The organism is Shewanella sp. Actino-trap-3, from assembly GCF_002836275.1.
GTDB classification, from domain to species: domain Bacteria; phylum Pseudomonadota; class Gammaproteobacteria; order Enterobacterales; family Shewanellaceae; genus Shewanella; species Shewanella psychromarinicola.
Genome location: NZ_PJCE01000001.1, coordinates 1,142,972 through 1,163,963 on the forward strand (window position 1 = coordinate 1,142,972; position 20,992 = coordinate 1,163,963).

The window sequence follows — 20,992 nt, forward strand, 5'->3', positions numbered from 1 at the left end:
GACCACGATCGAATCTGTGAATAAGATCAACAATTGACGGGCTATTCATTACCTATTTTGAATAGTTTTAAGGAGAAGTACATTGACCACCCTACTTTGGATCATCGCGATGATCTTTGTGCTCGGCGCTATGGCATACCTAAGGGTATCCCTACTATCAACCACAGTTGCAGCAGCCATTGTGCTCGTTGTCGGTAGCACTTTAGACATTACTGGTGTAATTGCATGGATTATTTTCATTGTTATTGCACTGCCACTCAATATCAAATCATTTAGGCAGAATTTTATCAGTCGCCCACTGATAAAAGTGTATCGCGGTATTATGCCAGAGATGTCTTCAACAGAAAAAGAAGCCATTGAAGCTGGTACTACGTGGTGGGAAGCAGATTTGTTTGCCGGTAACCCTAACTGGAGCAAATTACACAACTACCCAAAAGCACGGTTAACTGCCGATGAACAAGCATTCCTAGATGGCCCGGTTGAAGAAGTCTGTAAAATGCTTAATCAACATGAAGTGTCTCATGTGCTTGGGGATTTACCACCGGAGATCTGGCAATTCTTAAAAGATCATGGCTTCTTCGCGATGATCATCAAGAAAAAGTTCGGTGGTCTTGAATATTCAGCTTATGCTCAATCATGTGTGTTACAAAAGTTGGCCGGCGTGAGTAGCGAACTAGCCTCTACAGTAGGCGTACCCAATTCACTAGGCCCTGGCGAGCTATTGCAACATTACGGTACTAAAGATCAGCAAGATCATTACTTACCACGTTTAGCGAAAGGCTTAGAAGTGCCATGTTTTGCATTAACGAGCCCAGAAGCTGGCAGTGATGCTGGTTCAATCCCAGATTTCGGCGTTGTATGTAAAGGTGAATTCCAAGGCGAAGAAGTTCTTGGCATGAAACTAACGTGGAACAAACGTTATATTACGTTAGCACCTGTCGCGACCGTATTAGGTCTTGCATTTAAACTACGCGACCCTGATCACCTTTTAGGTGACAAAGAAGAATTAGGCATTACTTGTGCGCTTATCCCTACGGATGTTCCTGGTGTTGAAACCGGCCGTCGTCACTTCCCATTGAACTGTATGTTCCAAAATGGTCCAACACGCGGAAACGAAGTGTTTGTGCCATTAAGCTTCATTATTGGTGGTCCAGATATGGCAGGCCAAGGGTGGAGAATGTTGGTTGAATGTTTGTCAGTGGGTCGTGGTATTACCCTACCCTCAAACTCAGCCGGTGGAGTAAAAACCGCCGCGGTAGCGACTGGAGCTTACGCTCGTATTCGCCGCCAATTTAAATTACCTATCGGTAAGTTAGAAGGTATTGAAGAGCCAATGGCGCGTATTGGTGGTAACGCATACTTAATGGATGCTGTTGCCACATTAACGACTACTGCTATCGATTTAGGTGAAAAACCTTCGGTGATTTCTGCCATCGTTAAGTACCACTTAACCGACAGAATGCAAAAGTGTGTTATTGATGCAATGGACATTCATGGTGGTAAAGGTGTTTGTCTTGGCCCTAATAACTATTTAGGCCGTGGCTATCAAGCAGCACCGATTGCAATTACCGTAGAAGGTGCAAATATACTGACTCGTTCAATGATCATTTATGGTCAAGGCGCAATACGCTGCCACCCATATGTATTGGCCGAAATGGAGTCTGCATTTGATACTGATGCAAACCGTGGTTTAGCTAACTTTGACGCCGCGATATTTGGTCATATTGGTTTTGCAACATCTAACTTCATTCGTAGCTTCTGGATGGGCTTAACCTCATCTCGTTTCTCCAATAGCCCTTACTCAGATAAAACTAAACGTTATTATCAACAGATGAACCGTTTCAGTGCTAACTTAGCATTATTATCTGATTTAGCGATGGCAACCCTTGGTGGCAACCTAAAACGTAAAGAGCGTATTTCTGCTCGTTTAGGTGACTTGTTAAGTCAGCTGTACCTAACCTCTGCCACATTAAAACGTTATCAAGACGATGGCCGTTTAACTGAAGATTTACCGTTAGTGCAATGGGCTGTTGAAGATTCGTTATACAAGTTACAAGATTCGTTAGATGACTTGCTTAACAACTTCCCAATGGGCTTAGGCATTGCGCTTCGTGCGGTGATCTTCCCATTCGGTCGTCCAATTAAGCGTCCAAGTGATGTATTAGATCACAAAGTAGCTAAGATTATGCAAACCCCCTGTGCTAGCCGTGACCGTTTAGGTAAAGGCCAGTTCTGGACGCCATCTGAGTTCAATCCTGTTGGTATCCAAGAACAAACGTTTAAGGATATCCTAGCTGCAGAACCACTGTATGACAAAGTCTGTAAAGCTGCCGGTAAACGTCTACCATTTATGTGGTTAGACAAAGTTGCTGCAGAAGGTAAAGCGCTTGGTGTGTTAAGCGACAGCGAAATCGCTTTACTTGAACGAGCTGAAATTGGTCGTTTGAAATCAATTAACGTTGATGACTTCGATACCGATGAGCTCCGCGCGCAACTAGCGCCTAAAGCTAAGCGAGAAAAAGCAGCCTAGCTGCCTAGGTTATAAACCTAAAGTAAAAAGGGTAAAGCGCAAGCTTTACCCTTTTTTATTGCTACAGATTGTTCAGATAGACAAAGGATTAACATGAAGCACTTTACCGGATTACAATTAATGCAAGCCATGCTCAATGGCGATATCCCAGCTCCCTCCATCACCAAAACTATGCCAATGACGGCCATTGAAGTGAGCCAAGGATCGGTTACCTTCGAGGCCTTCGCTGATGAGCGTCACTTAAACCCTATGGGTGGCGTTCATGGTGGTTTTGCCGCCACGGTATTAGACTCGGCAACGGCATGTGCAGTTCATTCAGCCTTGCCTGCTGGTGTCGGCTATTCAACCATAGATTTAAACATTAAGATGGTCCGCCCAGTACCGCAAAAACAACGTTTATTAGCCAAAGGTAGCGTGATGAACTTGTCTACATCATTGGGCATTGCTGAAGCAACATTAACCACTGAAGACGGCAAACTATTGGCCACGGCAACAGCAAGCTGCTTAATTTTACGTGGCGCATAGCTATTTCTATTTCTATTTCTATATAAGAATGACCCGGTCACCATAAAGTCACCTATAAAGAGATCGCAACCACAATAAAATTGTCGATTAAACTGCCGCCGAAAAGCTAAAAAGCCAGTCATTTGCATAACTGGCTTTTGACATCACTCAAAAAAGTAAAGTTAGTCGTCTTGTAATTCTATTTCTAACTGCTTCGCCACCGCTTGCGGTGAGCTGCTATTGCGGGCAAATAAGCTATAAGCAACAGGAATAACAATCAAGGTAAAGAAAGTCGCCAGTAAAATACCTGACAACACCACTACCCCTATTACAAATCGAGTTTCAGCCCCTGCTCCACTGGACAACACTAATGGAATGGCGCCTGCAGCAGTGGTAATACCGGTCATTAAAATGGGCCGTAAACGTTGAGTCGAAGCTTGTAAAATCGCTTGTTGAAACTCAACACCTCGGTCGCGTAATTGATTGGCAAATTCAACGATTAAGATACCGTTTTTAGCAGCCAAGCCAACCAGCATGATAATTCCGATTTGACTGTAAATATTGATACTTTGGTCTGTAAACCATAACCCAATTAGCGCACCTAACGTCGCGAGTGGTACAGTTAACATAATCACCAAAGGATGAATATAGCTTTCAAACTGTGCCGCAAGCACTAAAAAAACAATCCCCAATGCTAGTAAGAATACAAAGTTCATCGAGTTACCCGACTCTTGGTAATCTAACGATGGACCTTTATAACTGATCACCGCTTCTGCAGGTAAATACGTCACAGCAAGTTCATTGAGATAATCTAACGATTCACCCAGAGTATAATCATCTGCTAAGTTGGCTTCTAACGTGATGGCACGCATACGATTGTAGCGATTTAACGAACTCGCATCGGCAAACTCTTCAACCGAGACTAAGTTTGATAACGGGATCAGTTCTTGCGAGCGGTCAGAACGAACATAAATGTTCTCCATATCAGTCGCAGTACTTTGATTATCACGATTACCTTCAACAATAACATCATACTCCTCGCCATCGCGCATAAAGGTTGTGACCAAGCGCGACCCCAGCATTGACTCTAATGTTCTGCCAATATGGGAAATCGACACACCTAAATCTGCCGCACGTTCCCGATCAATTACCACTCTCAACTGTGGTTTGGTTTCTTGATAATCGTGATCTAAACCAATGATTTTATGATTCTCTTTGGCTTTATCAAGCATAATATCACGCCACTCCGCCAGTTCTTCGTAGCTTGGACCACCGATAACAAACTGCACAGGTTTACCCACACCGCGACCAAACGCTTGGCGCATAATCGGGAAAGCACGAATGCCGGCTAAATCTGATAAGCGATTACGGATATCGACAATAATTTCATTAGCACTGCGGCGCTCAGCCCAATCTTCGAGCACAATGATCGCCATACCATTTGAAAAATCAGCAGAGGTTCCAAAACCACGAGGGGCACGGATCAATAAGCGCTTAATTTCGCCGCTTTCAACCAGTGGCATTAACCGACCTTCGACTTCATCCATGTATTTTTCAATGTATTCAAAGCTTGCGCCTTGAGGACCATTAACAATTAAAAACATAGAACCCCGGTCTTCTTGTGGGGCAAATTCTTGGGGGATTTTATTCAATAAAAACCCACTTAATGCAAACGAGAACAGTACAATTAATGACACTAAAATCGGTTTTTTCATGCCCGCTTGTAAACTTATCAAATACCAACTTGATAGCTTACTCATCATCTTATCGACTTGTTTAACTAACCACGGGTCTTGGTTTGCGGGTTTTAATAATTTTGAGCACATCATCGGGCTTAACGTTAACGCCACAATACTGGAAAAAATCACTGCCGCGCTCATGGTGACCGCAAACTCTTTAAACAGCTTGCCTAAATCACCCTCTAAGAAGGTGATCGGCATAAACACAGCAACAAGTACCAAGGTTGTTGCCACCACGGCAAATGCCACTTCACGCGCGCCTAAGAAGGCTGCTTTTAACGGTGAATCGCCTTCTTCAATACGTCGATGAATATTTTCGAGCATCACAATGGCATCATCGACCACCATGCCAATGGCGAGGATCATCGCCAACAATGTCAGTAAGTTGATGGTATACCCTAGTGCATATAGCACTATAAAGGTCCCCATTAAAGATACGGGCACAGTGATGGCTGGAATTAACATCGCTCGCACGGAACCTAAAAACAAGTAAATAACGATAATAACTAACACCATGGCAATAAACAGTGTTTTATAAACCTCAGCAATAGAGGCTTCAATAAACACTGAGCTGTCATATGATCGTTTAATCTTCATGCCGGCTGGCAATGTTGGGTTAAGCTTGTCTACCAAGATATTCGCCGCGCGCGCGACGTCCAGGGTATTAGCCGTAGATTGTTTACTGACGCCTAAGCCAATCATCGCCTCTTTGTTGCCACGAAAGATAATTCGCTCTTCCTCGGAACCAATTTCTACTTTGGCGACATCACTTAATTTAATTAAATAACCGTCCTCACCTTGCTTGATCACTAAGTTAGAAAAGTCATTCGCCGTTTTAAATACCCTGTCTAGGCGCACCGTAAAGTGACGATCTTTCGATTCGATTGACCCGGCTGGCAATTCAACATTTTCAGAGCGTAACGCATCTTCAACATCAGAGACGGTTAGATTGCGCGAAGCTAACGCTTGACGGTCAATCCAAATTCGCAAGGCATACACCTTGCCGCCACCTAAACGTAATGTCGACACCCCATCAATTACGGCAAAACGATCGACTAAATAACGATTGGCATAATCCGTAAGCTGCAAGATATCCATTTGATCGGACACTAAATTCAGCCACATAATCACTTCGTCGCTGCCGTTGGCTTTGTAAATGGATGGCGCATCGGCTTCTTCTGGAAGCTGCTCTAATAAACCAGAGATGCGGTCGCGCACATCATTGGTCGCAGCCTCAATATCTCGATTAATATCAAACTCAATAGTGACATTTGAACGGCCATCACTACTGGAAGAACTAATATGACGTATCCCTTCTACACCACTGATCTTGTCTTCGATAAGTTGGGTAATTCGACTCTCGACGACAGAAGCACTGGCGCCACGATAACTGGTTTCGACCGACACAATCGGCGGATCAATATTTGGGTACTCCCGCAAAGGTAATTTACCGAATGATACTAAACCTAGAACAATCAGTAAGATACTAATAACAGATGCAAAAACCGGTCTTTTAACCGATAAGTCAGTTAAGATCATGCCGACTTCTCCATTGCTTCAATAAGAGCAAAATTGAAGTTTTCAGCTTGTTGAACTTGAACCTTATCTCCAGGTCTAACTTTTAAAATACCGCGAATAATCACTTGCTGATCAACCTTAAGCCCTTTGGTTATTTCAACCCAACCTCGCGTCCGGGTGCCTAAGGTAACTTGTTGCTGTTCAACTTTATTTTCAGCATTAACCACATACACATAATGTTTGTTTTGAATAGGAATAATAGCGGCTTCTGGTAACAATAATGCTTCACGACTTTGCTTAATAAGACGGACTTTCATTAGCATGCCGGGCAGTAACTTATAATCATCATTAGGCATTACCGCACGCACGACTACCGCTCGGGTTTCAGGGTTAACCCTGCTGTCAATCGAGGTCACAACGCCTTTGAATATCTGGTCTGGATAAGCAACGGCTCTGGCTTCCACTAATTTACCTGGTTGTAATTCTTGGATAAAACGTTCTGGCACTGAAAAGTCTAATTTGATTTTACTCACATCATCTAACGTACTGATTTGCTCACCAGGGGTAACCAAACTGCCGACACTCACTTGGCGTAAGCCTAATTTACCTGCAAATGGCGCTTTAATAGTGCGATCATTGAGTGCCGCTTTTGCTTGCTCGACTTCCGCACGAGTGGTATCGATTAAACTTTGTAACCGGTCTCGTTCTAATTCTGCGATGGTTTTGCTGGTGACCAATGAACGGATACGATCCAATTCACGTAGATTTTCAATTAATTTGATTTCAGTGACGGCCACTTTGGCTTTATGTTCGTCATTTCTCAATTGCACTAATAGCGTACCTTTTTCGACCAAATCACCATCTTTAAAATTAATATTGGTTACAATTTCAGTGATTTTTGATGTCACTATGATCGATTCATACGCTTTTCCTGTACCTAAAGCTTCTACTTCATCACGAATAGGCATAATCGCCACGTTAGCTACAACCACATTAGGTATAGGTCTCGGACGTTGAATGACGGCCTCTTGAGGAAACATTAAATAGTAAGCCGACAGCGCAGCCAACACTATGGCGATCAGTACAATTATCTTTTTCATTTCAGGTCCGTAACCATCGAAGGTTAAATGAATTATATATATGATTTTTAACTTGTATGATTGTACTTAGCAATAAAACTACATCAAGTTGTTTTACTTTCATTTACAAACTACGAACATATCAAGCAAAAGGTTCACATCGAAATTATATGCACCATATTGTGCTTTTAAAGCAATAATAATGCATATTTTTTGCTTTTTATGCACTATGTGAATATTAAAACAATATAGAGGTCTTATTGTCGACACATGCTGTGACAAATGGTTTATAGCATCACTTTAAGTCTCGGTTCATTCTGCGAGAGTTAAGCTTTTCTGGGGGATTATTTAAAAAAGGAGCTCGCGTTATCGTGTCTATATGGATTGAACTGAAGACATTAATATGTGCAGACTAACGACCCATTGAATAAAATGAATATTAAAACTGTATAGCCGGCAAAGCAAAAGAGACGCTCGAAGCGTCTCTTTTAGAATAAAGTCGTTAACCGTAACGCTTAACGAATTTTACGGTCTTCTTGCATTAAGTCTGAGATAATGTTGTACACTTCTGTAATAGACTCATCAGGTAATGGTTTGTCTTCTACATCACGCAGCAATATTTTAGTTTGATTAACATCTTCGGTTTCTTTAAGCAGTAGACGATAATTGCCTTTTTTCAATGACAACTTTTCTTCACTCCATAAAGAGCTCCAGAAACCGCCGCTTTCTTCTAAATTAATGTAAAACAAGCCTTTGCTGTTATCCATATCAACAACATCAAAACCCATTTCCGGTAACACTAACCGTAAGCGATCCCAAACCGATTTGTAACTTGCATCAGCTAACCAATAAGCAGATTCGCTGGCATTCGTCACTAAATCAACTTTAATACCAAGACTTTGCTCAATCCGTGCAGCACGGATAGCTTGATCACGTTTAATACTCATATAAGCAATGGCATTATTTAGCATATCAGTGGTATAACGACGCTTGTCTTCACCATTTAATAAAATCTTTTGATCTTTATCATCGTAAAATTCTTGATGTTCAATTAAATCAATTGCGACAGAGCCTGAACGACCGTGAGATTTCACCTCTACTTGATAACGATAGCGTTGACGAAGTTGATACACTTTGTCACTGCTCCACCAATTAGATTCAATGATTTCATCATTTTCAATCCAATCTGTTTCAATAAAGCCTGCAGCCATATCTTCACTACGCACAGCAATATTGTTTTTGGCTAGATAACCATTAATCACATCAAATATTTCTTGATTTAAATCAGTAGTACTTTCAATCGATTCAATCACCACTCGAATATTATCATTGCTTTCTTCGATGTGTGTGCCTTCAGCCATTGGTAATACTTGCAATGGTGCACGAATATCAAGATTTTTACCCACAAGTTGCTTGTTTACTTTATTGCCCACAGCGGGAATATCATATTCTTTGCTGTAAGTAGGCGTATTCAAGCCCTGTGGGATCGTCAATAATGGCGTAGTGTCAGCATTGACGAAATCATCATCACCATTTGCCTGACGGCGGTCTAATGGTGTACTGCAAGCTGTAATAGCTGCAACAAGGAGTAACGGAGTGACTTTCTTTAACATGAATTTATTTTACCTCGATATGAGCTTGTTTCATTGTTTCTATTAACAGACCATGAAACTGCTCAGAAAGTTCAGTTAAAGGTAAACGAATATGACCATCAGCTATCAAACCCATTCTATGAACAGCCCATTTCACTGGGATTGGGTTGGCTTCACAAAATAAAGAGCGATATATGCCCATCAATGGTTGATCAATGGTGGCAGCTAATTGAGCATTTTTAGATAATGCGGCATCACACATGGCTTTAAACGCATGTGGAACAATATTATTCGCTACAGAAATAACGCCATTACCACCCAGCAATAAAAACTCGCGTGCTGTGGCATCATCACCGCTGTAAAGTAAAAATTCATCACCACATAATTCGCGCAAACGTGAGACTCGGCTTAAATCGCCAGTAGCCTCTTTTACACCAATAATATTACTCACCGTTGATAATTCCGCCACGGTTTCGGGTTTCATATCAACAGCGGTACGACCTGGTACATTATAAAGAATTTGCGAAATGTCAGTACTTGCAGCAACCGCCTTATAATGGGCAATGAGCCCCTTTGGCGAAGGCTTATTGTAATAAGGGGTCACGCCAAGCATGGCGACAACACCTGATTTTTGCATTGCTTTGGTTAATTCTATTGCTTCTGCAGTGGCATTGGCGCCATTACCACCAATAACAGGCAGACGACCTGATGCAAACTTAACCGTTTGGGTAACAACAGCCACATGCTCTGTCATAGGCAAAGTTGCAGATTCGCCTGTAGTACCGACCGCGACAATGGCATCAGTACCTTGTTCAATATGAAACTCAACAAGTCGTTCAAGACTTGCATAATCTACTGTGCCATCACTATTCATTGGTGTGATTAAGGCTACGATGCTTCCGTTTATCATCTATCTTCCCCACGGTTTCAGGATTCGCTATGTTACTGATGCCAACCACTAATGACAAGCTCTACGGTAACCAGAATCTCAAATAAGTTATTTATACTATTTATTGCACAGTAACCTAGCATCTTTGAAGCCATAGCGCTAAAAAATAATCACATTTATGTGAGTGATATAGGTTAGTATATTGAGGTGTTTTAGTGAAAAATGATAGTATTAACACCCGCACCAAAACTTACATGCTTTGGCATAAGTTTTCGCTCTAAGATATCAAAAAGTGAGGAAAATCCATGACCAATTATCTGGTCGTTACGGCAATGGGCGCAGACCGTCCTGGATTAGTGAGTCGTTTAGCGCGTTTAGCAAGTGATTGTGATTGCGATATAGTCGACAGTCGTATGGCATTATTTGGTAATGAATTTACCTTAATTATGATGATATCAGGATCTTGGTCAGCGATGACAAAAATCGAAAGCTTATTACCCGTGTTGAGTGTTGAACTTGAACTCATGACAGTAATGAAGCGAACATCCAAACATACGCCCAAAAACTTTGTCTCTCGTATTGAAGTTATTTTTAATGGTGAAGATCTACGCGGAACCATGAAGAGCATTACCCATTTCTTGGCTGAAAGAGGCCTCGATTTAGGTGCAGTCCGCTCCCACGCTGAAGATAATAACAATCTTAAAACTCAGTCGATTCTACTCGCTATCAATATCCCCGATAAAGTCAATCTATTGAAGCTTGAACAAGGTATTCATGAACTGGCTGAATCTATGTCATTAGAGTGCACCATTAAACGTATGCAAGGTATTGCGGCGCCATAATAGTTAAAAATGTTTAACCACGGTAATACAATCCATATTGATGCGATTAACGTGAACTTCTCAGGGCTTTTTGAGCAGAAATCGCATCTTAAATATTAAGGACAACTGATGAATACATTACAGGTCGGTGATAACGCACCACAATTTAGTCTTAATAACCAAGCAGGTGAAACCATATCGTTAAAGGACGTATTAACGAAAGGTCCTGTGTTGGTGTACTTCTACCCTAAGGCATCGACTCCCGGATGCACAGTGCAAGCACAAGGCCTGCGCGATATCAAAGCACAACTTGATGGCTTAAATGTAACAGTCTTGGGCATTAGCCCTGATCCTGTGGCTAAACTGGCCAAGTTTTCAGACAAACAACAACTCAATTTTGCTTTGTTAAGTGATGAAGACCATGCCGTTGCTGACGGTTTTGGTGTGTGGGGCGAGAAAAAATTTATGGGTAAAATTTACGATGGTATTCACCGTTTAAGTTTTGTCGTGGGGACTGATGGTAACGTTAGCCATGTACTCAACAAGTTCAAAACCAAAGATCATCATGAAGTGGTATTAGCGACACTGGCAGATTAATTCAGCTCAATCCCATCGTATGACAGTTACATGACCCTTGCATGAACAACAAAAAGGCTTAGCAACTGCTAAGCCTTTTACATTATTATCAAGCTAATTAAGACGAAATGTCACTAATAATCACCTCACAGTGAATTACACTACTTTAGGTTCTTCGCCGGTTTTAAGTTCACAGACAGTATCGCGAGTCGCATCGTCAACGGGTGTTGCGGCGTGTTGATCCTTAGCGGTCTTTTTGACTGCCTCTTGTTCAGTTAACTTATTGGATAACTCACTGGTTTCCTGCTGCACTAATGTCGCTTTTTCAGCTGATAAACGGGCTTTTTCATCCACTTCAAACAGAGCAAGCTCTTCTTCTTTACGGCGTGACTTTTCAATTGTACGAAGCTGCGCTTCTTGTGCTTCACGAACGACTCTCGCTTCAGCTGCCACTTTTGCATCTGCTTCAACTAATGCTTTGGTTTTCCGCTCCGCTTCATCATCTACAGCTCGCTGAATAACCGCTTGATCTTGTGCTTCTTGCGGCAATAAGCTAATTAACTCGATACCCACAGGGAGAACAATCGCTTCAACGCCAGAGAACACTTTAACTTTACCTTCTTTCGTTAAATAAACCAGAGGCATAGCCGTTTCTCCATAGCGTTTTTTGAAATGTGCAAAGGTAAAGTTTTCGGTAATGTTGGTTATTTTCAGTACCGCGCCTTTTGCCATTAAAGTGGCAATCTTGGCATAAGAGATATTTTCACCAAACAAACATAAGCGTTTTAGATAGGATTCAGACAACTGATGACGAGCACTCGCACTGTCAGCATTATTTAAACCATAAACTTTTTCTGTGCCCATTAAATCTTGGAAGTGAAATATTACCAACGGATTTAACTGACGGTAAGGCGATATCACTAACACTCGGCCAATGCCACTTAAGTCCATATAATTAGTGGCATGCTCTGAGGCAGGATTACCAAAATATACCGGAATATTGACCATGCGCGCTTGACGAATGTTGTCCCAGTTGTTATCGGCTAAAATGACCTTAATATTTTTGGAAATTAAAATTAAAGCCAGTTCACGGGAGAATTTTGATGCTCCAAATATCAATACCCCTTGGTTTGAGCCTTCTTTTACCCCTAAAAATGCCGCCCAACGACCGGCGGTTAAACTTTGGATCACTACCGTACCAATAATGATTAAGAATACTAACGGCACAATCGAACTCGCGCCTTCTAACCCAACCGACTCTAACTTAATTGCAAATAAAGATGAAATGGCTGCCGCCACAATACCGCGAGGTGCAACCCAACTTAAAAACCACTTATCTTTTGACGATAAGTTGGTTCCTAAGCCAGAAATCCAAATGCTTAATGGACGCGCAATAAACATCGCGACTAATAGTACGCCAAGACCACCAAAACCAAGATCAAGCATCGCCCCCGAATCAAGACGAGCCGCCAATAGAATAAATAGCGCTGATATTAACAGTACCGTTAGGGTCTCTTTAAACTCGAGGATATCAGCGATGTCTACGCCACGCATATTGGCTAACCAAATCCCCATAACGGTTACGGTTAACAGACCAGACTCTTCTTGTAAGATGTTAGAACCGACAAAAATACCCAGCATGATGGTGAGCACGGCAGTATTACGCAAATAATGTGGAAACACGTTTTTACGGATTGCGATACCGGTCAAAAAACCGGCCGCGGCGCCTAAGCCAAATCCGAGCAGTAAGGTTAGCCCTAACGCATTCAACACATGAGTGGTTGGATCGGCGGCGGCGGCAATATACTCAAAAACAAGTACCGCTAATAACGCACCGATGGGATCAATAACAATACCTTCCCAACGTAAAATACTGGCCAAATTTGATTTGGGTTTGACAGTACGCAACATTGGTACAATAACGGTTGGACCCGTTACCACTACTAATGCGCCGAATAACATGGCGATAGCCCAATCAAAACCGAGAAGGTAATGGGCGGCGGGCGCAATACACGCCCAAGTAATAAAAGCGCCGATCGTGACTAGATGTGTCACCATGCGGCCATGCTCTTTAATTTCTTTAAAATTAAGTGTTAGTGCCCCTTCAAACAGGATGACCGCAACACCTAAAGAAATAATAGGAAACAATAAATCGCCGAAAATTTCATCTGGATCTAATACACCTAACCCTGGCCCTAACAGTAGACCACATAATAGAAGTGGTAAAATTGCTGGTAGACGTAATTTCCAACCAACCCATTGACACAAAAGCGACAGCACACCGATTAATGCCAGCATGCCTGTAATGTGTTCAACCATAATTGTTTCCTTTTGTATTGCCCTCGGCGCCATTCATTGACTCTGTCAGCAATCTGTTTCATGTTAATACATGAATGATAAATAATCGTCTCGCTTATTAACGTTCAAGTTAACAAGATTAAAAAGAACTTAGTGTATTTAATGGATCACAACAACGAGGTAGCTCCTTAATTAGAGACTTTTTTAATGACATAAAGATGACTTAATACGCATCAATATTGGGACAAATAAACTCAGCATATGACATACTAATTTGCCTAAGGGATCAAGCATTTTTTAACCTAGATTACAATTTTATAACAAGATAACGTTTTTCACATAAAATATTGTTTCTAATAAAATAATATTCTTTTTTGTGTCAAGTTAAGCTGTTTATTTATCGATAAAATTAAAAAACCTCGGACATGCCGAGGTTTTGGGTAATAAACAGAGCCGTGACTATTGTGGCACTCTCACCTTACCTTCCATCAGTACCCGCGCACTGCGACTCATGATGGCTTTTTTGACTTGCCATTGACCTTGCACTAATTCAGCCTGTGCACCAACGCGCAGAGTTCCAGATGGATGACCAAAACGTACGGACGTTCTGTCTCCCCCACCGGCAGCCAAATTAACTAGCGTCCCCGGAATGGCAGCCGCAGTGCCAATAGCCACCGCAGCGGTACCCATCATGGCATGGTGTAATTTCCCCATAGATAATGCCCTAACGACCAGGTCGATATCTGTGGTTGTCACACTTTTGCCACTTGATGACACATAGTCAGCGGCAGGGGCAACAAAGGCGACTTTCGGCGTATGTTGACGAGCGACAGCTTCGTCGATATCACTTATTAAGCCCATTTTAACCGCGCCATAAGCACGAATGGTTTCAAACATGGTTAAGGCTTTATCGTCATTGTTTATGGCGTCTTGTAGCTCGGTGCCAAGGTAGTTAATATCTGCAGCATTGATAAAAATTGTCGGAATACCGGCATTGATCATGGTGACGACAAAAGTCCCCACGCCAGGTACGTCAAGTTCATCAACCACGTTACCCGTTGGAAACATTGCACCATCACCGTCGGCAGGATCAAGAAATTCGACTTGCACTTCAGCAGCAGGAAACGTCACGCCATCGAGTTCAAAATCACCGGTTTCTTGTACTTCACCGTGGGTTATCGGTACATGAGCGATAATGGTTTTGTGAATATTGGCTTGCCAAATACGCACCACTGCGGTGCCATTGTGCGGCACGCGGCTGGGATCAATTAACCCATTACTGATGGCAAATGAACCCACCGCGGCGGTCAAATTGCCACAGTTACCGCTCCAATCGACAAACGGCTTATCAATCGAGACTTGGCCAAATAAGTAATCAACATCGTGTTCTGCTTGAGTGCTTTTAGATAAAATCACCGTTTTACTCGTACTTGAGGTCGCGCCGCCCATGCCATCAGTGTGCTTACCGTAAGGGTCGGGACTGCCAATGACTCGCAGTAACAGCGCATCACGTTCAGCCCCAGCCACTTGGGCTGCAGCAGGCAAGTCGGTTAAACTGAAAAATACCCCTTTACTGGTGCCGCCGCGCATATACGTCGCGGGAATTTTCATTTGTGGTAAATGAGTCATCAGATATTCCTGTTAAGCTTAAAATAAGCAAACCCTTATGACTGTTGTTCATTAATCGAGATAAGGGTTTGCGGTAACGACATGATTACTTCGAGCCTTCAGACGCTAGAAAATCTTGGGCAAAACGCTGCAATACACCGCCAGCTTCATAAATTGACAACTCTTCGGCAGTGTCTACACGACACTTAACAGGAATGGTCACTTGCTCAGCGTTTTTACGCGTCATGATCACCTTTAACATGGCGCCCGGCTTGCGATCACCCAAAACATCATAGGTTTCAGTACCATCAATATGATAAGTATGACGATTATGACCTGCAGTGAACTCAAGCGGTAACACGCCCATACCCACCAAGTTAGTGCGGTGAATACGCTCAAACCCTTCAGCAACAATCACTTCAACCCCAGCAAGACGCACACCTTTGGCTGCCCAGTCACGTGACGAACCCTGGCCATAATCAGCGCCAGCAATAATAATCAGTGGCTGCTTTCGCTCCATATAGGTTTCAATCGCTTCCCACATGCGTGTCACTTGGCCTTCTGGCTCAAGGCGCGCCAAGGAACCTTGTTTAACCTTGCCGTTTTCCTGCACCATCTCGTTAAACAATTTAGGATTAGCAAAGGTGGCACGTTGGGCGGTTAAGTGATCGCCACGGTGAGTGGCATAAGAATTAAAGTCAGCTTCTGGTAAGCCCATTTTGTGTAAGTAAGCCCCTGCAGCGCTGTCGAGCATAATCGCGTTTGATGGCGATAAATGATCGGTAGTGATGTTGTCGCCCAGAACGGCTAATGGACGCATACCTTTCATGGTACGCTCACCCGCCAATGCTCCATCCCAATAAGGTGGACGGCGAATATAGGTACTTTGTGGACGCCAATCATATTGCGGATTAATGTGACTGCCATATTCCACTTTAATGTCGAACATTGGCTCATACACTTTACGGAACTGTTCTGGCTTGACGCTGGCTTTGACAACCGAATCGATTTCTTCATCGGTTGGCCAAATATCTTTTAAGGTGACCGAGTGACCTTGGTTATCGATGCCTAAGATATCTTTTTCAATATCAAAGCGAATCGTACCAGCAATGGCATAGGCTATCACTAATGGCGGTGATGCCAAAAAGGCTTGCTTGGCATAGGGATGAATACGGCCGTCAAAGTTACGGTTGCCCGACAATACTGCTGTGGCGTATAAGTCGCGATCAATCACTTCTTGTTGAATAACCGGATCGAGCGCGCCGCTCATGCCGTTACAGGTGGTACATGCAAAGCCGACAATGCCAAAGCCTAAGTTTTCAAGCTCAGGTAATAAACCGGCTTCTTCTAAATACAATTGCACCGCTTTTGAGCCAGGTGCCAGTGACGATTTCACCCAAGGTTTACGAAATAGGCCACGTGCATTGGCATTACGAGCCAATAAACCAGCTGCTATCATGTTGCGTGGGTTACTGGTGTTAGTACAACTGGTAATGGCGGCAATAATGACTGCACCGTCGGGCATTTTACCCGGTTCGTTTTCAACCACGCCACTAATGCCACGCGCCGCTAATTCTGAGGTTGGCACCCGAGAATGCGGATTTGATGGCCCAGCAATATTGCGACCGACTGACGATAGGTCAAAATGCAGTACCCGCTCATATTCAACACCCGTTAAGGTGTCTGCCCATAAACCCGCTTGTTTAGCATAGGTTTCGACTAATTTAACTTGGGCGTCGTCACGACCCGTTAGGGTTAAGTAATCGATGGTTTGTCTATCGATATAAAACATTGCCGCGGTGGCGCCGTATTCTGGGGTCATGTTGGTGATGGTGGCACGATCGCCAAGGGTTAAATGGCTGGTACCTTCGCCGTAAAACTCAAGATACGATGACACTACTTTTTGCGCACGTAAGTATTCAGTTAACGCCAGTACTATATCCGTGGCAGTAATGCCAGGTTGCGGCTTACCCGTAACCTCAACCCCAATAATATCAGGCAGACGCATGTAAGATGCCCGTCCTAGCATGACGCTTTCAGCTTCTAAGCCACCTACGCCAATCGCAATAACGCCTAATGCATCCACGTGAGGCGTATGACTGTCTGTGCCCACTAAGGTGTCTGGAAACGCCACACCATCGAGTGCATGTACCACAGGCGACATACGCTCTAAATTAATTTGATGCATAATGCCGTTACCGGGTTGGATAACATCGACGTTTTTAAAGGCGGTTTTAGTCCAGTTGATAAAATGGAAGCGGTCTTCATTACGGCGATCTTCAATGGCACGGTTTTTCTCAAACGCGTCTTTTTCAAAACCGGCATGCTCTACCGCAAGTGAGTGATCGACAATTAATTGGGTCGGTACCACTGGGTTTACTTTTGAAGGGTCGCCACCTTTTTCAGCAATGGCATCACGCAGACCGGCTAAGTCAACCAATGCGGTTTGGCCTAAAATATCATGACACACCACACGGGCCGGGTACCACGGAAAGTCGAGGTCACTTTTGCGTTCAATAAGCTGCTTTAACGAATCAGTAAGCGTCTCAGGAGAACAACGACGGACTAAGTTTTCGGCAAACACCCGTGAACAATAAGGCAGTTTGGCATAAGCACCGGCCGCAATAGCATCAACGGCTTCTTCGGTATCAAAGTAGTCTAATTTTGTGCCAGGTAAAGGTTTACGATAATCAGTATTCATAACAACATCCACAGTAAATTCGGCGATCGGTGATCAATATGTGATAATTAATAGATGATCATCGAAAAAAGTCGCGTCATCATGATGATGACGCGATCATCAAATTAGCGTTGGCTGATAGGAACCACTTTACGAGGTTCGCTACCAACATAATCAGCACTTGGACGAATAATGCGGTTGTTCGAGCGCTGCTCCATCACATGTGCCGCCCACCCCGTTAAACGTGAACAGACAAAAATGGGGGTAAATAACTTGGTTGGAATGCCCATAAAATAATAAGCCGAGGCATGGAAGAAATCCGCATTACAAAATAGCTTTTTGGTGTCCCACATAAACTCTTCACAGGCGACAGAAATGTCATATAGCGACGTATCACCCTGTTCATGAGCCAGTTTTTCTGACCACGTTTTAATGATCACATTACGAGGGTCTGACTCGCTATAAATGGCATGGCCAAAGCCCATGATTTTTTCTTTGCGGGCTAACATCAACGCCATTTGCACTTTAGCATCAGCTGGCGAACTGAATTTTTGGATCATGTCCATCGCCGCTTCGTTAGCACCACCGTGCAAAGGACCACGTAATGTACCAATCGCACCGGTAACACAAGAATACATATCAGATAGTGTCGAGGCACATACTCGTGCAGTAAAGGTTGAAGCGTTAAACTCATGCTCTGCATACAAAATAAGTGACACATCCATCACCTTACGGTGCATCTCTGACGGGGTTTTACCGTGCAGTAGTTTGAGGAAATGACCGCCTAATGAGTCTTCATCGGTGGTGCAATCAATGTCTACACCGTCATGGCTATAACGATACCAATAACACATGATCGCTGGGAATGCGGCTAACAAGCGATTGGCGGCTTTATTCTGCTGAGTAAAATCGACTTCTGGCTCAAGATTACCTAAAAACGAGCAACCGGTGCGCATTACATCCATTGGGTGCGCATCAGCAGGAATGAGTTTTAATACCGCTTTAAGGGCATCGGGTAAATCACGCTGCGCTGTTAATTCGGTTTTATAAGCAGCTAATTGCGCTTGGCTAGGCAGTTCGCCGTTAAATAATAAATAAGCGACTTCTTCAAAGGTAGCGTTATCAGCCAAATCAGAAACATCGTAACCGCAATACGTCAGGCCTGAACCTGATTTACCTACAGTACATAATTTTGTTTCGCCAGCACTCTGACCGCGTAATCCTGCGCCTGATAATTTCTTGTCTACCATAATATCTTCCTTTCTATGCTGTTCGCGATTTAGCGCTGCTAAATCGCGATTGTAGGGTATTTTTTATTTTAGTCGTAAACCTGTCAAGTAAACCTGTCAATCTGTTGTGCTGGGTGGTTATTTGTTTTTACCTTCGGCAAATAGACTGTCTAATTTTTGCTCATAATCGTGGTAACCTAAATAGTCATACAAATCCATCCGCGTTTGCATAGTATCAACCACGGCTTTTTGGTCACCATCGATTAAAATTGCACTGTAAACATTTTCAGCTGCTTTGTTCATCGCACGGAACGCGCTTAATGGATATAACACCATAGATGCACCCCACTCGCCTAATTGTTGCTTATTCCATAATTCGGTTTGGCCGAACTCTGTAATATTGGCCAAAATAGGCACATCAAGTGCTTCAGCAAACGCGCGATAATGTTGTTCGGTTTTAATGGCCTCAGCAAAAATACCGTCAGCACCAGCAGCAACATAAGCTTTTGCACGTTCTATGGCGGCTTCGAGACCTTCTTGAGCAAATGAGTCAGTACGCGCCATAATGAAAAAATCTGGATCAATGCGGGCATCGACTGCCGCTTTAATCCGATCAACCATTTCTTCTACTGGCACAATTTCTTTATTAGGACGATGGCCGCAGCGCTTTTGTGCCACTTGATCTTCCATGTGCACAGCTGCTGCGCCGGCTTTTTCCATATCACGAATGGTTTTAGCAATATTAAATGCCCCGCCCCAACCGGTATCAATGTCCACCAGCAAAGGTAAGTCACAGGCAGACGTAATCCGCTGTACATCAACCAGCACATCATTTAGCGATGTCATGCCCAAATCGGGTAAACCATAAGAGGCGTTAGCCACGCCACCACCAGACAAATATATCGCTTGATGACCAATTTTTTTTGCCATCATGGCGGTATAAGCATTAATGGCACCAACAATTTGCAGTGGATTATTGTTGGCTAAGGCTTGACGAAATTTTTTACCTGCACTCATGATATTTTCCTCTTTGTAATTATGGCTGTGGGCGTAAAACGCTACACGCAAATCGCTACGATAATTTATGTTCGATACTGTTTTTAGAATACATAATATGGCGGCGCATCAGCATTTCGGCTAATTCTGCGTCACGATTGAAAATGGCCTGAACAATGTGTTTGTGTTCATCATAGGCGGTGGTCACTCTCGGACCGGCCATACTAAGTTGCACCCGGTACATGCGCACTAAATGATAAATGCCATCAAACAGCATTGAAATTAGGTGTTTATTTTTACTGCCTAAAATAATTCGATAATGAAAATCAACATCACCGGCTTCTTGATAATAAGACTCGCCCCCTTTGACCTCGTCAAAGTGGGATTGTAATAAATGGTTTAAATCGGTAATTTCGACATCGGTCATGTTCTTTGCCGCTAAACGTGCCGCCATGCCTTCAAGTGATTCACGCACTTGATACAGCTCTATCAACCCTTGTGGAGATAACGCCACAACACGAGCGCCTACGTTGGCTTTACGCTCAACAATATGACACGACTCTAAGCGGTTAATGGCTTCACGGATCACGGCTCTACTCACGGCGTACTTTGTCGACAATTCAGTTTCGCTCAATTTAGAGCCAGCCTGAATACGACCTTCGACTATATCGTCTCTAAGGGCTACGAAGGTCTTATCTGCAGAAGTAATCGGCTGGATCATATTTATACCTTGGATAATAAAAACAGACATTAAAAACAGCTATACAAAACAAGTTGTCGACAATATAGCACCTTTGTAACGTATAACAACCCTAAATGGTACTTTTTGTCGACAATTAATCTAATTAACCCTAAAGCGTTAGCCATTCCTAATTTATGATGTCACTCAATACACCTTACCTCACCCCATGCTAATATTAGCCGCCGAGGTAT

General features: G+C 43.2%; 14 protein-coding genes. 4 read left to right on the forward strand and 10 right to left on the reverse strand.

Features of this window, described 5'->3' with window-relative positions; translation table 11 throughout:
* Window positions 1–82: 82 nt before the first annotated feature.
* Together fadE and CXF80_RS04890 are read left to right on the forward strand one after the other, a co-directional pair.
* Window positions 83–2,530 carry an acyl-CoA dehydrogenase FadE gene (gene fadE, locus CXF80_RS04885; RefSeq protein WP_101031769.1) on the forward strand — a complete coding sequence of 816 codons (2,448 nt, stop codon included), beginning with the start codon at window positions 83–85 and terminating at the stop codon, window positions 2,528–2,530.
* Between the two features lie 93 nt (window positions 2,531–2,623).
* Window positions 2,624–3,055: a PaaI family thioesterase gene (locus CXF80_RS04890; protein WP_101031772.1), complete on the forward strand. Its 432-nt coding sequence runs from the start codon at window positions 2,624–2,626 to the stop codon at window positions 3,053–3,055.
* A 161-nt stretch (window positions 3,056–3,216) separates the two neighbouring features.
* Here CXF80_RS04890 and CXF80_RS04895 read toward each other — a convergent pair whose 3' ends face one another.
* The 4 genes from CXF80_RS04895 to dapA form a co-directional block, all read right to left on the reverse strand.
* Window positions 3,217–6,312, reverse strand: coding sequence for an efflux RND transporter permease subunit (locus tag CXF80_RS04895; RefSeq protein ID WP_101031774.1), 3,096 nt, complete (start codon window positions 6,310–6,312; stop codon window positions 3,217–3,219).
* Window positions 6,309–7,391 (reverse strand): efflux RND transporter periplasmic adaptor subunit, encoded by a 1,083-nt coding sequence (locus tag CXF80_RS04900; RefSeq protein WP_101031775.1) that lies wholly within the window; start codon window positions 7,389–7,391, stop codon window positions 6,309–6,311. The genes CXF80_RS04895 and CXF80_RS04900 overlap by 4 nt, the downstream gene beginning before the upstream one ends.
* A 494-nt stretch (window positions 7,392–7,885) precedes the next feature.
* Window positions 7,886–8,983, reverse strand: coding sequence for an outer membrane protein assembly factor BamC (gene bamC, locus CXF80_RS04905; protein WP_101031777.1), 1,098 nt, complete (start codon window positions 8,981–8,983; stop codon window positions 7,886–7,888).
* A 4-nt stretch (window positions 8,984–8,987) separates the two neighbouring features.
* The gene (dapA, locus tag CXF80_RS04910) at window positions 8,988–9,872 is read right to left on the reverse strand and encodes a 4-hydroxy-tetrahydrodipicolinate synthase (protein ID WP_101031779.1); all 885 of its coding nucleotides are present in this window, start codon (window positions 9,870–9,872) and stop codon (window positions 8,988–8,990) included.
* 284 nt (window positions 9,873–10,156) lie between these two features.
* Here dapA and CXF80_RS04915 point away from each other — a divergent pair, with 284 nt between their 5' ends.
* On the forward strand, window positions 10,157–10,693 hold the full coding sequence (locus CXF80_RS04915) for a glycine cleavage system protein R (RefSeq protein ID WP_101031781.1): 537 nt from the start codon (window positions 10,157–10,159) through the stop codon (window positions 10,691–10,693).
* 108 nt (window positions 10,694–10,801) lie between these two features.
* Window positions 10,802–11,269 (forward strand): thioredoxin-dependent thiol peroxidase, encoded by a 468-nt coding sequence (gene bcp / locus CXF80_RS04920; RefSeq protein WP_101031783.1) that lies wholly within the window; start codon window positions 10,802–10,804, stop codon window positions 11,267–11,269.
* 135 nt (window positions 11,270–11,404) lie between these two features.
* On the opposite strand, the gene CXF80_RS04925 is transcribed toward bcp, so the two are convergent.
* The 6 genes from CXF80_RS04925 to CXF80_RS04950 form a co-directional block, all read right to left on the reverse strand.
* Complete coding sequence (locus CXF80_RS04925; RefSeq protein WP_232772046.1) at window positions 11,405–13,567, reverse strand: cation:proton antiporter domain-containing protein; 2,163 nt, start codon at window positions 13,565–13,567, stop codon at window positions 11,405–11,407.
* 438 nt (window positions 13,568–14,005) lie between these two features.
* A complete protein-coding gene (gene prpF, locus CXF80_RS04930) occupies window positions 14,006–15,175 on the reverse strand; it encodes a 2-methylaconitate cis-trans isomerase PrpF (RefSeq protein WP_101031785.1) in 1,170 nt (389 codons plus the stop codon).
* A gap of 85 nt (window positions 15,176–15,260) precedes the next feature.
* On the reverse strand, window positions 15,261–17,855 hold the full coding sequence (gene acnD, locus CXF80_RS04935; protein ID WP_101031788.1) for a Fe/S-dependent 2-methylisocitrate dehydratase AcnD: 2,595 nt from the start codon (window positions 17,853–17,855) through the stop codon (window positions 15,261–15,263).
* 104 nt (window positions 17,856–17,959) lie between these two features.
* On the reverse strand, window positions 17,960–19,084 hold the full coding sequence (prpC, locus tag CXF80_RS04940; protein ID WP_101031790.1) for a bifunctional 2-methylcitrate synthase/citrate synthase: 1,125 nt from the start codon (window positions 19,082–19,084) through the stop codon (window positions 17,960–17,962).
* A 117-nt stretch (window positions 19,085–19,201) separates the two neighbouring features.
* The gene (gene prpB / locus CXF80_RS04945) at window positions 19,202–20,080 is read right to left on the reverse strand and encodes a methylisocitrate lyase (protein ID WP_101031792.1); all 879 of its coding nucleotides are present in this window, start codon (window positions 20,078–20,080) and stop codon (window positions 19,202–19,204) included.
* 55 nt (window positions 20,081–20,135) lie between these two features.
* A complete protein-coding gene (locus tag CXF80_RS04950) occupies window positions 20,136–20,780 on the reverse strand; it encodes a GntR family transcriptional regulator (protein ID WP_101031794.1) in 645 nt (214 codons plus the stop codon).
* Window positions 20,781–20,992: the final 212 nt, after the last annotated feature.

Coding starts and splice junctions, on each gene's coding strand:
- CXF80_RS04890 (WP_101031772.1), top strand. CDS start 2,624: ATGAAGCACTTTACCGGATTACAATTAATGCAAGCCATGCTCAATGGC.
- prpF (WP_101031785.1), bottom strand. CDS start 15,175: ATGACTCATTTACCACAAATGAAAATTCCCGCGACGTATATGCGCGGC.
- CXF80_RS04900 (WP_101031775.1), bottom strand. CDS start 7,391: ATGAAAAAGATAATTGTACTGATCGCCATAGTGTTGGCTGCGCTGTCG.
- bcp (WP_101031783.1), top strand. CDS start 10,802: ATGAATACATTACAGGTCGGTGATAACGCACCACAATTTAGTCTTAAT.
- dapA (WP_101031779.1), bottom strand. CDS start 9,872: ATGATAAACGGAAGCATCGTAGCCTTAATCACACCAATGAATAGTGAT.
- acnD (WP_101031788.1), bottom strand. CDS start 17,855: ATGAATACTGATTATCGTAAACCTTTACCTGGCACAAAATTAGACTAC.
- CXF80_RS04915 (WP_101031781.1), top strand. CDS start 10,157: ATGACCAATTATCTGGTCGTTACGGCAATGGGCGCAGACCGTCCTGGA.
- CXF80_RS04895 (WP_101031774.1), bottom strand. CDS start 6,312: ATGATCTTAACTGACTTATCGGTTAAAAGACCGGTTTTTGCATCTGTT.
- CXF80_RS04925 (WP_232772046.1), bottom strand. CDS start 13,567: ATGGTTGAACACATTACAGGCATGCTGGCATTAATCGGTGTGCTGTCG.
- bamC (WP_101031777.1), bottom strand. CDS start 8,983: ATGTTAAAGAAAGTCACTCCGTTACTCCTTGTTGCAGCTATTACAGCT.
- CXF80_RS04950 (WP_101031794.1), bottom strand. CDS start 20,780: ATGATCCAGCCGATTACTTCTGCAGATAAGACCTTCGTAGCCCTTAGA.
- prpB (WP_101031792.1), bottom strand. CDS start 20,080: ATGAGTGCAGGTAAAAAATTTCGTCAAGCCTTAGCCAACAATAATCCA.
- prpC (WP_101031790.1), bottom strand. CDS start 19,084: ATGGTAGACAAGAAATTATCAGGCGCAGGATTACGCGGTCAGAGTGCT.